The following is an 11,524-nucleotide window of genomic DNA, read 5'->3' on the forward strand; positions in this document are numbered from 1 at the left end:
CGCCGCCCCGAGTTCCTGATGCGTCCGGTCAAGCCCAAGCGCAAGGCGTTCCGGGTCACGCTCGAGAGCTGACCCGGGAGCGGGTCAGCGGGTGCGGTCGGCCGCGCGCAGCTCCAGCAGGTCGGCGTCGGAGGTCGGTGCCGCGAGCACGTCGGCCATGAAGTCACGCAGCAGGTCCACCGCTTCGACGATCTTGGTGCTGCGCAGCCCGTAGTAGATGGTGGGGCCGGATCGCGACCGGGTGAGCATGCCGCGGCTGCGCAGGATGCCCAGGTGCTGGCTGGCGTTGGGCTGCGACATGCCGACCGCCGCGGCGATCTCGCCGACCGACCGCGGGCCGTCGCGCAGCTCGTTGATGATGCACAGCCGCTTGGGGTCGGCCAGGGCCTTGCAGATGCGCGCGTGCAGCTCGTACAGCTCGTCGGGCGCGGCTCGGCCACCCGTCGTCACCTGCGGGTCGGTGGTCATGGGCTCACCCTTCTCGTTGCTGAGCCGAGAGTACGAGAAGCAGCTGACCGGATTCGACCACCACCGTGTAAACAGTCATGTTGTCGTCCGCCGGGCCCCGCACCCGCCGCCCGGTGCACACGTCGAACTGGCTGCCGTGCCTGGGACAGGTAACTGTCGCTGGGTCAAGCGTACCCTCCGACAGGGTCGCCCCGGCGTGTGGACAGCGATCTTCGACCGCGTACACCTGACCGTTCACCTGGTAGACCGCCAGCGGTCCCACCGGGGTCTCCGGGACTCGGGCGACGCGGCCGAGCCGACCGGCCAGGTCCGCGGCGTCCAGCAGCGGGTAGGTGCGGCGTGCACCGCCCCCTGCGTCCAGCAGCCGCTGCAACGCGCGGGGCAGCGCCCCCTTGTTCGTGACCAGGTCGCACCCACCGCGTTGCGCGGCGACCCAGCGCTGCGGGTCGGGAACACCCAGGGCGCCGGCCACCAGTGCCAGCGGCCAGTCGGCACGGGCCGTCGAGGCCGTCGGCCCGGTCGACGTCGATGACGACGACGTCCGGGCTGACCCCTCGCGCCAGCGCCCCGGCCCGGGTGAGCCAGCCGATCCGGTGCGCGGCCCGAGCGAGCACCGGATCGAGGCTGCGGGCGACCCAGAGCCCGTCGGCGGTCGCCACGCCGACGAGCTCTGCGGTCCCCGTCACGTCGTGTCCCGCCCTAGATGAACAGGGAGATGTCGGCCTCCGCGGCCATGTCGAGGAACGAGGCCGCGCCCATCGACGGCTGGATCCCGTCGACGAAGTCCTCCTTCTTCAGGCCGTACAGGTCCATGGTCATCTGGCACGGGTACAGCCGGACCCCCATGTCGATGGCGAACTGCAGCAGCTCGGTGGGGCTGGCCACCTTGTAGTCCTTGGCCAGGCCCCTGATCATCCAGGTGCCGGCGCCACCGAAGTTGATCTTCCCGAGCTTCAGGTGGTCGGTGCCGCCCCGGTCGACGAGAGCCTCGGCCTTCTGCCGCAGGTTGGTGCCGGTGACCCGCCTGTCGTTGCGCTGCAGGACGCGCAGGCCCCAGAAGGTGCAGAAGACGTCGACATCCATCCCGGAGGCCGCCGCCGTGGTGCTGAGGATGAGCACCGGCCAGACCCTGTCCAGGTCGCTGCTCCAGCAGATCATGGCCAGCCGTTTGTTGGGCTCGGGCTCGAACGGCAGACCGGTGGCTCCTTCGGACATGGGGTTGGTTCCTTCCGTGGTCAGGGTTCACATGTGGTGGATGAGCCACGCGACGCCCTGGGCGACGCGGAACAGCAGGTAGGCGGCGAAGGTCACCCCGAGCACAGCCCAGCCAAGGCTGAACCGTCGGCGCGTTGGGGCGGTGCCCTCCGGCGTGCCTCCAAGGGAAAGACCTCCTCGCTTCAGGGTGCGGTGTCAGTCGGAGCAGCGCATGCAGTGGACGTCGTTGCTGTCGATGAACTCCTGGAACCGTTGGTACGCGGTCGCGGCGTCGACCAGGTGCGGGCGCTCGTCGGCCAGCGCCGGGTTGGCCGCCAGCTTCGTCGGGCGGCCCCGACACCGCTGCCGGGTCGCCACCCGGTCCGCGGTCACCGCGCAGTACCCCGCCCGCCCGGCAACCCCGCCGACCTCCCGCGAGACCGTCGAGGTCACCCGACCCAGCGACCGCGCGATCTGCGCAAACGACTCCTCCCGCTCGATCCCGACCCTGATCTGCTCACGCTCAAACCCGACAGCCGAACACCTGCCATCCTGGAACTTCCATCGGTTGTTGCCTCGGAGTGACCCGGCCATCATGGCCGGACCGTTGCAACGACCGGTGGAACCCGCCGACCCTTCCTGCGGAAGGGGAGGGGGGTTAGCGGCGGCCGTCTTCGACGTTGAGGACCGCGGCGCGCTCCCTGGCCTTGGCCATGGCCTCGGTGAACAGGGCGTCCCACTGCGGGTCGTTGTCGGGGATCTCGGCGATCGTCCGCTCGTCCATCGGCCCACCGGGCCGGCCCAGCCGGACGACGACGCGGGTCACCGCCCGCCCGGTGCCGTAGTGGGCGGGCTCCCAGACGGCCCCGGCCAGCGCGACCGGGTCAGCGGGCAGCGCCCGGTGCCGGTTGGCGGCGTAGATGCGCCAGCCGACCCAGGCGGCCACTAGGAGGACGGCGACGTCGAGCAGCTGCAACGGGTGGATCCTCTCCTCAAGCCGGTGGTACGCCTAGTGCTTCTCGTCCTTCGGGGCCTGGGCCTCGAGGGCCGCGCGGCTGTCCTGCAGCTGCTGGCGCTGGGCGTCGTCCAGCTCGGGGAACTTCGGATCGATGTCCATGAGCGTGTCGATGAGGATGGCCGCCGTGGCGATCCGGGCGAACCACTTCTTGTCCGCGGGCACGACGTACCAGGGGGCGGCCTCGCTGCTGGTGTGGGTCAGCACCTCGGAGAACGCCTGCTGGTAGTCGTCCCAGTGCTCGCGCTCGGCGACGTCGGCGGCGCTGAACTTCCAGTTCTTGTCCGGCTCCTCGATGCGGGCCAGGAAGCGCTGCCGCTGCTCCTCCTTGGACACGTTGAGGAACACCTTGACGACCCGGATGCCGTTGTCGACTAGGTACTTCTCCCAGTCGTTGACCTCCCGGAACCGGCGCTTCCACACGTCGTGGCCGCGGGCCGCCTCCGGCAGCTGCTGGTGCTCGAGCAGCTCGGGGTGCACCCGGACGACCAGGGTCTCCTCGTAGTGCGAGCGGTTGAAGATCCCGATGTCGCCCCGGCGGGGCAGCGCCCGCTGGTAGCGCCACAGGAAGTCGTGGTCGAGCTCTTGGGGGGAGGGCTGCTTGAACGACCGCACCGTCACGCCCTGCGGGTTGACCCCGCTCATGACGTGCTTGATGGTGCCGTCCTTGCCGGCGGCGTCCATGGCCTGCAGCACCAGCAGCACCGAGTAAGTGTTCTGCGCGGCCAGCCTGGTCTGGTACTCCGCCAACAGCTCGATGCCGGCGCGCAGCACCTCGTCCCCGTCGTCCTTGTCCAGGCCCGGGGCGCTGTAGCCGGGGTCGAAGTCGTGCGGCAGCCCGACCGTGTCGCCGGGCTTGACCAGCAGCGGCTTGATGAGCTGCTGGATCTCCTCGCGTCGTCGGTCGGCCATGGCGGCATGCCTCCTGCGGACGGCGGGTGCGGACCGTCCGACGCTACCGCGACGAGCAGGGCACCGGGTCGGGGGACAGCGAGCCGTCCGGCAGCGAGTCCTCGCCGTCCCCCGGCGTCGCGGAGAGCAGGGCGAGCCCGGCCAGGATCACCAAGCCGCCGACCACCTGGGGGGCGGTGGGCAGACCGCGGCCGAACACGGCGGCGGACAGCACGCCGACGACGGGGATGAGGTTCAGCCCGGCCGCCGCGACACCCGGTCGGACCTGCGAGGCGCCGAACGACCACAGCGTGAACGGGATGGCGAACCCGACGAGACCGGCCAGCGCCGCCAGCGCCCAGGTGCCCGCCGCGGCGCCGACGAACCGGCTGCCGTCGGTCGTCCACGAGACGGCGGCGAACGGCAGCACGAGCAGCAGCGAGGCGACGCCCTGCTTGAACACGAGGGACAGCGGATCCACGCCGACGGCGTAGCGCCGGGCCAGCACCACGTAGCCGCCGGCGGCCACCGAGCTGAGCACGAGCAGCAGGTTGCCCAGGGTGCTGCGCTCGCCGCCCTGCTGGGTGAGCGCCACCACGGTGGCTCCGGCGAGCCCGAGGCCGATGGCCAGCGCCTCGCGTCGGCTCAGCCGCTCCCGCAGGAACAGCCAGGCCAGCGCGACGGCGAACACGCTCTCCAGCGAGATGAGCAGCGAGCCGGCCGCCGCCGACGTCCTGGCCAGGCCCAGGTTGGCGAGCAGGTAGGCGCCGGCGGGCTCCAACGAGCCCAGCAGCGCCGCGGACCGCCATGGCGCGTTCAGCGGCCGGCGGAGGACGAGCAGGGCCAGCCCGACGAACAGCGTGCCGATGGCGATCTCGGCGACCAGCAGGTCGGCCGCGCTCAGCACGTCGAGCGCGGTGTCGGCCACGGTGACCGAGATGCCCCAGCTCACGAGGGACAGGACGAGGGCGACGTAGGCGCGTCGCATGGGATCAGCTCCAGACCGGGACTAACCACCAAGATACCTAAAGACGGTTAGCGTGGCTACTCTGTTCCCATGACCGTCGCTGCGACCGAGCTGCCCGACCGGGTCGGGGGTCGGCTGGCCCTGGACTTCCTCAACACGGTGGACCCCCGGCACGCCACCGACCGGCGCGAGTACCTCGGCTCCTACGAGCGGCTGCTCGCCTGGGCCGCAGACACCGGGAGCGTCGACCGGGCCACGGTCGGCCGGCTGCGTGCGGCGGCCGACCAGGAGCCCGCAGCCGCGGCTGCCGCGCTGCGCCGGGTGCGCGACTACCGCGAGGCGCTGTACCGGTTGGTGGCCGCCGCGTTGGCCGAGCGTCCGGTGCAGGACGCCGACCTGGCCCTCGTCAACGCCGTCCTGCGCGAGGCGACTGTGCACCACCTGCTGCTGCCCGGCGCCACCGGAGGGGTGCGGGACGGCTGGCTGTCCGCCGGGGGGCTGGACGAGATGCTGTGGCCGGTCGCCGTGGACGCCTGGGACCTGCTGACCGAGCCGGTGCTGGCCCGGGTGAAGGAGTGCCCCGGGGACGAGGGGGCCTGCGGCTGGTTGTTCCTCGACACGTCCCGCAGCGGGACCCGACGGTGGTGCGACATGCGCACCTGCGGCAACCGGGCGAAGGCGCGCGCGCACTACTCGCGGGCGCGCGGCTGACCCGCCGGCTCACCAGCGGACGCCGGCGCCGGTGAGCCGGGCCTCCAGCAGCACCCGCTCGACCGGTGGGATCGGCGGCTGCTCGACCGGCACCGGCAGGTGCAGCATCCGTCCGCCGTGCAGCAGCGTCTCGTCGTAGGCCGAGGTCACAGCGGCCAGCCGCACGTGCAGCCCGGGTCGCCGGCTGTCGCTCGCCCGCAGGCTGGCCAGCTCGCGCTCCAGCCGCCGCAGGTCGGCCGCGACCTTGAGGACCTGCTCCACCTCGTCCGCGACGCTGTGGTGCTGCCGCCGGGGGAGCAGGGGCAACGGCAACCGCGGCAGGCCCGCCAGCAACCAGACCGCCGGGACGACGAGGGCAAGGGCTACGCACAGGGACGCCATGACGACTCCGACCAGCACCGGGACACCATCATCCCGCGCGGGCTGGTCGGCGTCCACAGGTCGTCGGCCTCCACAGTCGGGTCGATGGCCACCGTCGGGCGATCGGGCCGCGGGCAGGGTGGACGCACCGGCCCGGCAGGCGGGCCGTCGGGAGGAGCTGCCGAGATGAACGAGACCTTCAGCACGGTCGTGGGGAACGTCTGCACCGACATCAAGACCGCCACGACCCGCAACGGCGCCCCCGTCGCCAGCTTCCGGGTGGCCTCGACCACCCGGCGGTACGACCGGGCCAAGGGCGGCTGGTACGACGCGGACACCCTGTTCGTGACCGTCGTGTGCTACCGGCAGCTGGCCGAGCACGTGATCAGCTCGTTCGGCAAGGGCGAGCCGGTGGTCGTGGCCGGCCGGCTGCGGGTGCGGGACTGGACGGCGCCGGACGGCCGGACGGGGACGGCGGTCGAGCTGGAGGCCACCGTCGCGGGGCACGACCTCAACCGGGGGACGTCGGCGTTCAAGCGCGCGCCGCGGCCGGCACCCGAGCAGCCGGACCGGGTGACGGCCGAGGAGCTGGCCACGTCGGTGGCCCTCGAGCCGATTGCCGAGGAGGCGGCCCAGTCGCCCGACGAGGCTGCCTGAGCGGTCGGCGGCGGCTCGCGCGGCCACTACCCTTGGGCCCCATGGCTGAGTTCATCTACGTGATGCAGAAGGCGCGCAAGGCGCACGGCGACAAGCTGATCCTCGACAACGTGACGCTGTCCTTCTACCCAGGGGCGAAGATCGGCGTGGTCGGGCCGAACGGCGCCGGCAAGTCGACCGTGCTGCGCATCATGGCCGGGCTGGACTCACCGTCGAACGGCGAGGCGATCCTGTCGCCTGGCTACAGCGTGGGCATCCTCGAGCAGGAGCCGCACCTCGACGAGTCGCTCAACGTGCTCGAGAACGTCCAGCTGGGCGTGGCCGAGACCAAGGCGCTGCTCGACCGGTTCAACGCGATCTCCGAGGAGCTTGCCGACCCGGACGCCGACTACGACACCCTGCTGGCCGAGATGGGCACGCTGCAGGAGCAGCTGGACCATCGGCAGGCGTGGGACCTCGACAACCAGCTCGAGCAGGCGATGGACGCCCTGCGCTGCCCGCCGCCGGACGCCGACGTGTCGGTGCTCTCCGGCGGTGAGCGGCGCCGGGTGGCCCTGTGCGCCCTGCTGCTCGCGCAGCCGGACCTGCTGCTGCTCGACGAGCCCACCAACCATCTGGACGCGGAGAGCGTGCAGTGGCTGGAGCAGCACCTGGAGAAGTACCCCGGCACCGTCGTCGCGGTGACCCACGACCGGTACTTCCTGGACAACGTGGCCCAGTGGATCCTCGAGCTGGACCGCGGCCGCGCCTACCCGTACGAGGGCAACTACTCGACGTACCTGGAGACCAAGCAGTCCCGGCTGAAGGTCGAGGGGCAGAAGGACGCCAAGCTGCGCAAGCGGCTGCAGGACGAGCTGGACTGGGTGCGGTCCAACGCCAAGGGCCGGCAGGCCAAGAGCAAGGCCCGGCTGCAGCGCTACGAGGAGATGGCGCTGGAGGCCGAGAAGACCCGCAAGCTCGACTTCGAGGAGATCCAGATCCCACCCGGCCCGCGGCTGGGCAACCTGGTCGTCGAGGTCGAGGGGCTGTCCAAGGGGTTCGGCGAGCGGCTGCTCATCGACAGCCTGTCGTTCACCCTGCCGCGCAACGGCATCGTCGGCGTCATCGGTCCGAACGGCGTCGGCAAGACCACGCTGTTCAAGATGGTCATCGGTGACGAGCAGCCGGACTCGGGGTCGATCAAGGTCGGCGAGACCGTGAAGATCGCCTACGTGGACCAGGAGCGGGGCGGGATCGACCCGAAGAAGACGCTGTGGGAGGTCGTCTCGGACGGCCTGGACTGGATCAAGGTGGGCCAGGTGGAGATGCCGTCGCGGGCCTACGTCAGCGCGTTCGGGTTCAAGGGCCCGGACCAGCAGAAGCCGGCGGGGGTGCTGTCCGGCGGCGAGCGCAACCGGCTCAACCTGGCGCTCACCCTCAAACAGGGCGGCAACCTGCTGCTGCTCGACGAGCCGACGAACGACCTCGACGTGGAGACCCTCGGCAGCCTGGAGAACGCGCTGCTCGAGTTCCCCGGCTGTGCGGTCGTCACCAGCCACGACCGGTGGTTCCTCGACCGGGTGGCCACGCACATCCTGGCTCACGAGGGCGACTCGCAGTGGTTCTGGTTCGAGGGCAACTTCGACTCCTACGAGAAGAACAAGGTCGAGAGGCTGGGCGCGGAGGCGGCCCGTCCGCATCGCGCGACCTACCGCAAGCTCACCCGCGGCTGACCGGCGACGTGGCGCGCTTCACCTACCCGTGCCCGATGCGCTGGTCGGATATGGACGCGTACGGGCACGTGAACAACGTCCGCTTCCTCACCTATCTCGAGGAGGCCCGGGTTGAGATGATCTTCAACCTGACGCAGGACGGCGCGGCGGCGGACCTGTCCAGCGGGGTGGTCGTGGCCCGTCACGAGATCGACTACCTGGCGCCACTCGTGCACCGGGCCGACCCGATCCCGATCGACGTGTGGGTGACCCGGATCCGAGCGGCCTCCTTCGAGCTGGCCTACGAGGTGCACGACGAAGGCCGCGTCTACGCACGGGCGGCCTCGACCCTGGTGCCCTTCGACCTGGCCCAACAGCGCCCCCGTCGGCTGTCCGCCTCGGAGCGGGAGTGGCTCGGGCAATGGCTGGAGCCCCTCGCATGACCGCCCTCTTGCTCGCCGGTGCGGAGGAGACCGCGGGCCTGAGCGCCTACCTCGAACGGCTGGTGGCCCTCGACGACCGGGCCGCGGTCCGGCTGCAGGCCGGCGGGACCGTGCTCGGAGTGTGGGGCGGACCTCCGATGGACGTCGTGACACTGCGTCCGGTCGCGCTGGCCGAGCAGGCCCGGGTCGACGTGACCGTGTCCGCGCAGCGGCTGCTCGAGCGACTCGCTGACGACCGGCCGGTCGAGCTGCCGGCGGCCGTCCCGGGGCCCGGCTGGGCCGGGCTGCTGCCGCCGCGGACCGGGTGGACGGCGGTGGCCACGGTCCCGGCCGCCGTCGTCGACGACGCGGTACGGGCCGGTGTCGAGGCGTTCCAGCGTCGCGTGCGGCTGCTGAGCGAGGCGGAGCGGACCCGGGCCCGGCTGGACGCCGTGGCCGAGGAGGTGTGGGGGCAGCCGGTGCTGGCCGATGTCCCGCTGCGGGCCGCGCACGCGGCCGACAAGGTTCGGCTGCTGCACCGCGACGGCGAGGTCACGGCCTACCGGGCCGGTGGCTGGCTGCGGCTGGCCTGCCCGGGCGGGTCGGTTGCCGTCCGACCGATGGCTACCGGGTTGCCGCTGCTCCCGATGTGACCCGGCCGGTCACCCCACCGGGTGGCCGGTCAGCCAGGCCACCGCGGCCTGGACGTCCTGGGCCCGCCAGGAGATGTCCGCCGGCGTGGCCAGGTTGGCCTTGCCGGTGTCGCTGAGGAAGTTGTCGAGCGTCGACGGCGGGTGCACCCCGTTGGTGAACGCTGTCCCGGTGATCAGCCAGCGCTCGTGGCCCTGCCCGTCGATCACGAAGACGACGTCCTGGTGCGACACGTCGTAGGTGATCGGCTTGCCGGTGAGCCAGTCGGTGGGCGGCGGTCCCGCGCCCTCGGGCACCTTCTCGTAGGCGACGCCGAGGATCTGCCACAGGGTGGCGATCTGCGCCGGCGTCCCGGTCAGGAAGTTCCAGTTCGGCTGGGCGCCGTACAGCTTCTGGTAGGCGGCCAGTCGCTGCGGCGTGTCCCGCTCGGGGTCGACGGTCACCTCGAGCAGCTCCACCTGGTCGCCCAGCCCGGCCTTGGCCACCGACTCGTCGATCACCCGGAAGTTCGTGCTGGTCAGCGGGCAGATCTCCTGGCACAGCGTCAGCGAGTCGGTCAGCACGATCGTCTTGCCGTGCAGCGAGGCCAGGCTCGTCACCTTGCCCTGCTGGTCGACCAGCGGCAGCGACAGCACCGCCGCGGGCAGCGCCCGGTCAAGCACCGTGCCGTTGGCCGGCTGCGGCTGCGTGGCGGCCGGCGCGGCGCTCGAGCAGGCGGCGGCGAGCACGCCGAGCCCGGCCAGGACGGCAGCCAGGACCGCGGACCGGGTCCGCTGCCGACGGGAGGAACGAGGCATGACGGGGACCCTACGTCGAGGTGGAGAAGGACCGCTTCCCAGGGTTCTACCAGCCGGGCTGAAGCCGTGTCCCAGCCGCTCCTGCCAGGATCAGGGGGTGCGTCTCACCGGGCCGTGGCGAGTGTTTGCGGTGGTGGCCGCCTCAGTGCTGGTCGTGGCGGGCGCGCTGCTGGTGGCCGCGCCCGTGCGCAGGGCCGTGCTGCTCCTTGCCAGGCACGGTCAGCGGGTGACCGATGTGCTGCCTCCGGCGGCAGCACACAGCCAGCCGGCGAGCTCTCCGGTTCCGTCGGCGACGACGTCGCCCACGACCTCCGCGTCGGCTGCCTCGTCGTCGGGCGCCCCGTCGTCCGTCCCGGTCACCGAGATCCGGTCCCGGTCCACGCTGGTCGGGCTCGGCGACTCCGTCCCCGCCGGGAGCGCGTGCGGCTGTGTCCCGTTCGTTGCGCGGCTCGGGCAGCAGCTGGCGACGGACAGGGGTCAACCGGTGACGGCGATCAACGACGCCACGGGGGGCGAGGACAGCAGCGAGCTGCTCACCGCGCTCACCCAGCCGACCCGCATCGCTCGGGACGTGAGCACCGCCAACATCGTTACCATCACGATCGCGGCCAACGACGTGGCCTACTCCAGCTATGCCAGCGGCAGCTGCGGCGGAGACGACGGGACGGCCTGCTACCGGCCCGAGGTGCAGGCCCTGTCGGCCAACGTGTCGGCGATCCTCCGGCGGATCCAGGCCCTTCGGGGCGGTCGGCCCACCACGGTCCTGGTCACCGGCTACTGGAACGTGTGGCAGGACGGGCGGGTGGCCCGCAGCATGGGGGCGGAGTTCGTCCAGGTCAGCCACCTCGTCACGACCCTGGTCAACCAGGGGCTGCAGCAGGCGGCGACCAGCCACGGAGCCCTCTTCGTGGACCTGGCGAAGCCGTTCACCGCTGCGGGTCCGGACGACACGGGCCTCTTGGCCGCGGACGGCGACCATCCCAACGCGGCCGGCCACCAGCTGATCGCCGACGTCCTCACCCAGGCTGTGCTCGCCGGCACCTGACGTCGCCGGTGGGGAACTTTCCAGGCCCCGGAGGCGCTACCCCTAGGTGCGGACACGGCTGACCCGTCGACAGCTGCTGGCCGGGGTGCTCGGTGGAGCCGCGGTCACGGTCGCGGGCTGCTCGAGCAGCCCGCCCGGCGGCCCAGTCGCGAGCCAGCCGACGGCCGCACCCGGCTCTGCCGGGCCGCTGGCGTCGGCCACCGGCACGACGGGCGCTGACCCGTCGTTGGTGACGACGGGGATCACCACTCACGCGTGGGTGCCCGGCCGCGCCGAGTACGAGCCCGCCGTCAAGCTGGCCGCCGTCCGGCTGGTCGAGGCCATCGCCGCCTGGCCGGCCGGGCACGGGGGGCTGGCCGCCGCCCGGCAGCGGGTCAGCGCGCTCGGCCTCAACCCTGTGCTCGCCGACCAGTCCGGCCCCCTGGTCTCCACCCACGACGTCTCGTCGGCGCAGGTCGTCGACGCGCAGTACGCCGGGATCCTGCCGGGCGCCGCGAACGTGATGGTCGTCGTGCGCTGGTGGCGGCGGACCGGGACCGCACCCGTGCAGGCTGGCGGGACCACGCTGCAGGTGCTGATGACCGAGGCGCGACCGCGCTGGCGGATCACCCAGCTGATCCCGGCCGCACCCGGGGCGGCGGCGGTCGACCCACCC

At 72.1% G+C, this 11,524-nt stretch carries 16 protein-coding genes and 1 pseudogene; 7 read left to right on the forward strand and 10 right to left on the reverse strand.

The window, feature by feature from the left end:
* Positions 1-84: 84 nt before the first annotated feature.
* The 8 genes and pseudogenes from VIM19_17550 to VIM19_17585 all read right to left on the reverse strand — a co-directional run bounded on the left by VIM19_17550 (position 85) and on the right by VIM19_17585 (position 4,556).
* Positions 85-468 carry a metalloregulator ArsR/SmtB family transcription factor gene (locus tag VIM19_17550; GenBank protein ID HEY5186662.1) on the reverse strand — a complete coding sequence of 128 codons (384 nt, stop codon included), beginning with the start codon at positions 466-468 and terminating at the stop codon, positions 85-87.
* 4 nt (positions 469-472) lie between these two features.
* Entirely contained in the window at positions 473-940 is a 468-nt protein-coding gene (locus tag VIM19_17555) for a Rieske 2Fe-2S domain-containing protein (GenBank protein ID HEY5186663.1), read from the reverse strand.
* Between the two features lie 227 nt (positions 941-1,167).
* Positions 1,168-1,683, reverse strand: coding sequence for a DsrE/DsrF/DrsH-like family protein (locus tag VIM19_17560; protein ID HEY5186664.1), 516 nt, complete (start codon positions 1,681-1,683; stop codon positions 1,168-1,170).
* Positions 1,684-1,878: 195 nt separating this feature from the next.
* A complete protein-coding gene (locus tag VIM19_17565) occupies positions 1,879-2,115 on the reverse strand; it encodes a hypothetical protein (protein ID HEY5186665.1) in 237 nt (78 codons plus the stop codon).
* A pseudogene (locus VIM19_17570) lies at positions 2,089-2,187 on the reverse strand (helix-turn-helix domain-containing protein). Before VIM19_17570 ends, VIM19_17565 begins: the two are co-directional and overlap by 27 nt.
* A 133-nt stretch (positions 2,188-2,320) precedes the next feature.
* Positions 2,321-2,638: a hypothetical protein gene (locus tag VIM19_17575; GenBank protein HEY5186666.1), complete on the reverse strand. Its 318-nt coding sequence runs from the start codon at positions 2,636-2,638 to the stop codon at positions 2,321-2,323.
* Between the two features lie 33 nt (positions 2,639-2,671).
* Positions 2,672-3,589, reverse strand: a complete 918-nt coding sequence (locus VIM19_17580; protein ID HEY5186667.1) for a polyphosphate kinase 2 family protein — start codon at positions 3,587-3,589, stop codon at positions 2,672-2,674.
* Between the two features lie 43 nt (positions 3,590-3,632).
* A complete protein-coding gene (locus VIM19_17585) occupies positions 3,633-4,556 on the reverse strand; it encodes a DMT family transporter (GenBank protein ID HEY5186668.1) in 924 nt (307 codons plus the stop codon).
* A gap of 69 nt (positions 4,557-4,625) precedes the next feature.
* On the opposite strand from VIM19_17585, the gene VIM19_17590 reads away from it, so the two are divergent.
* Positions 4,626-5,246, forward strand: a complete 621-nt coding sequence (locus tag VIM19_17590; GenBank protein ID HEY5186669.1) for an ABATE domain-containing protein — start codon at positions 4,626-4,628, stop codon at positions 5,244-5,246.
* A 9-nt stretch (positions 5,247-5,255) separates the two neighbouring features.
* Here the strand turns inward: VIM19_17590 and VIM19_17595 are convergent, their stop codons facing one another.
* The gene (locus VIM19_17595) at positions 5,256-5,645 is read right to left on the reverse strand and encodes a hypothetical protein (protein ID HEY5186670.1); all 390 of its coding nucleotides are present in this window, start codon (positions 5,643-5,645) and stop codon (positions 5,256-5,258) included.
* Positions 5,646-5,792: 147 nt separating this feature from the next.
* On the opposite strand from VIM19_17595, the gene ssb reads away from it, so the two are divergent.
* From ssb to VIM19_17615, 4 genes are read left to right on the forward strand one after another with little or no spacing between them, the layout of a single operon-like run.
* Positions 5,793-6,263 carry a single-stranded DNA-binding protein gene (gene ssb, locus VIM19_17600; GenBank protein ID HEY5186671.1) on the forward strand — a complete coding sequence of 157 codons (471 nt, stop codon included), beginning with the start codon at positions 5,793-5,795 and terminating at the stop codon, positions 6,261-6,263.
* A 41-nt stretch (positions 6,264-6,304) separates the two neighbouring features.
* Positions 6,305-7,975, forward strand: a complete 1,671-nt coding sequence (ettA, locus tag VIM19_17605) for an energy-dependent translational throttle protein EttA (protein HEY5186672.1) — start codon at positions 6,305-6,307, stop codon at positions 7,973-7,975.
* 35 nt (positions 7,976-8,010) lie between these two features.
* Complete coding sequence (locus tag VIM19_17610; GenBank protein ID HEY5186673.1) at positions 8,011-8,397, forward strand: thioesterase family protein; 387 nt, start codon at positions 8,011-8,013, stop codon at positions 8,395-8,397.
* A complete protein-coding gene (locus VIM19_17615) occupies positions 8,394-9,029 on the forward strand; it encodes a hypothetical protein (protein ID HEY5186674.1) in 636 nt (211 codons plus the stop codon). Before VIM19_17610 ends, VIM19_17615 begins: the two co-directional genes overlap by 4 nt.
* A gap of 9 nt (positions 9,030-9,038) precedes the next feature.
* On the opposite strand, the gene VIM19_17620 is transcribed toward VIM19_17615, so the two are convergent.
* Positions 9,039-9,824, reverse strand: coding sequence for an SCO family protein (locus tag VIM19_17620; GenBank protein HEY5186675.1), 786 nt, complete (start codon positions 9,822-9,824; stop codon positions 9,039-9,041).
* A gap of 97 nt (positions 9,825-9,921) precedes the next feature.
* Here VIM19_17620 and VIM19_17625 point away from each other — a divergent pair, with 97 nt between their 5' ends.
* Both VIM19_17625 and VIM19_17630 read left to right on the forward strand, forming a co-directional pair.
* The gene (locus tag VIM19_17625) at positions 9,922-10,869 is read left to right on the forward strand and encodes an SGNH/GDSL hydrolase family protein (protein HEY5186676.1); all 948 of its coding nucleotides are present in this window, start codon (positions 9,922-9,924) and stop codon (positions 10,867-10,869) included.
* A gap of 46 nt (positions 10,870-10,915) precedes the next feature.
* A partial coding sequence (locus VIM19_17630) for a hypothetical protein (GenBank protein ID HEY5186677.1) occupies positions 10,916-11,524 on the forward strand: 609 nt, incomplete at its 3' end.

The sequence above is a fragment of the Actinomycetes bacterium genome, from assembly GCA_036510875.1.
In the GTDB taxonomy this organism is placed as follows: Bacteria; Actinomycetota; Actinomycetes; order Prado026; family Prado026; genus DATCDE01.

Coding starts and splice junctions, on each gene's coding strand:
- VIM19_17610 (HEY5186673.1), top strand. CDS start 8,011: ATGCGCTGGTCGGATATGGACGCGTACGGGCACGTGAACAACGTCCGC.
- VIM19_17550 (HEY5186662.1), bottom strand. CDS start 468: ATGACCACCGACCCGCAGGTGACGACGGGTGGCCGAGCCGCGCCCGAC.
- VIM19_17620 (HEY5186675.1), bottom strand. CDS start 9,824: ATGCCTCGTTCCTCCCGTCGGCAGCGGACCCGGTCCGCGGTCCTGGCT.
- VIM19_17590 (HEY5186669.1), top strand. CDS start 4,626: ATGACCGTCGCTGCGACCGAGCTGCCCGACCGGGTCGGGGGTCGGCTG.
- ettA (HEY5186672.1), top strand. CDS start 6,305: ATGGCTGAGTTCATCTACGTGATGCAGAAGGCGCGCAAGGCGCACGGC.
- ssb (HEY5186671.1), top strand. CDS start 5,793: ATGAACGAGACCTTCAGCACGGTCGTGGGGAACGTCTGCACCGACATC.
- VIM19_17585 (HEY5186668.1), bottom strand. CDS start 4,556: ATGCGACGCGCCTACGTCGCCCTCGTCCTGTCCCTCGTGAGCTGGGGC.
- VIM19_17615 (HEY5186674.1), top strand. CDS start 8,394: ATGACCGCCCTCTTGCTCGCCGGTGCGGAGGAGACCGCGGGCCTGAGC.
- VIM19_17580 (HEY5186667.1), bottom strand. CDS start 3,589: ATGGCCGACCGACGACGCGAGGAGATCCAGCAGCTCATCAAGCCGCTG.
- VIM19_17560 (HEY5186664.1), bottom strand. CDS start 1,683: ATGTCCGAAGGAGCCACCGGTCTGCCGTTCGAGCCCGAGCCCAACAAA.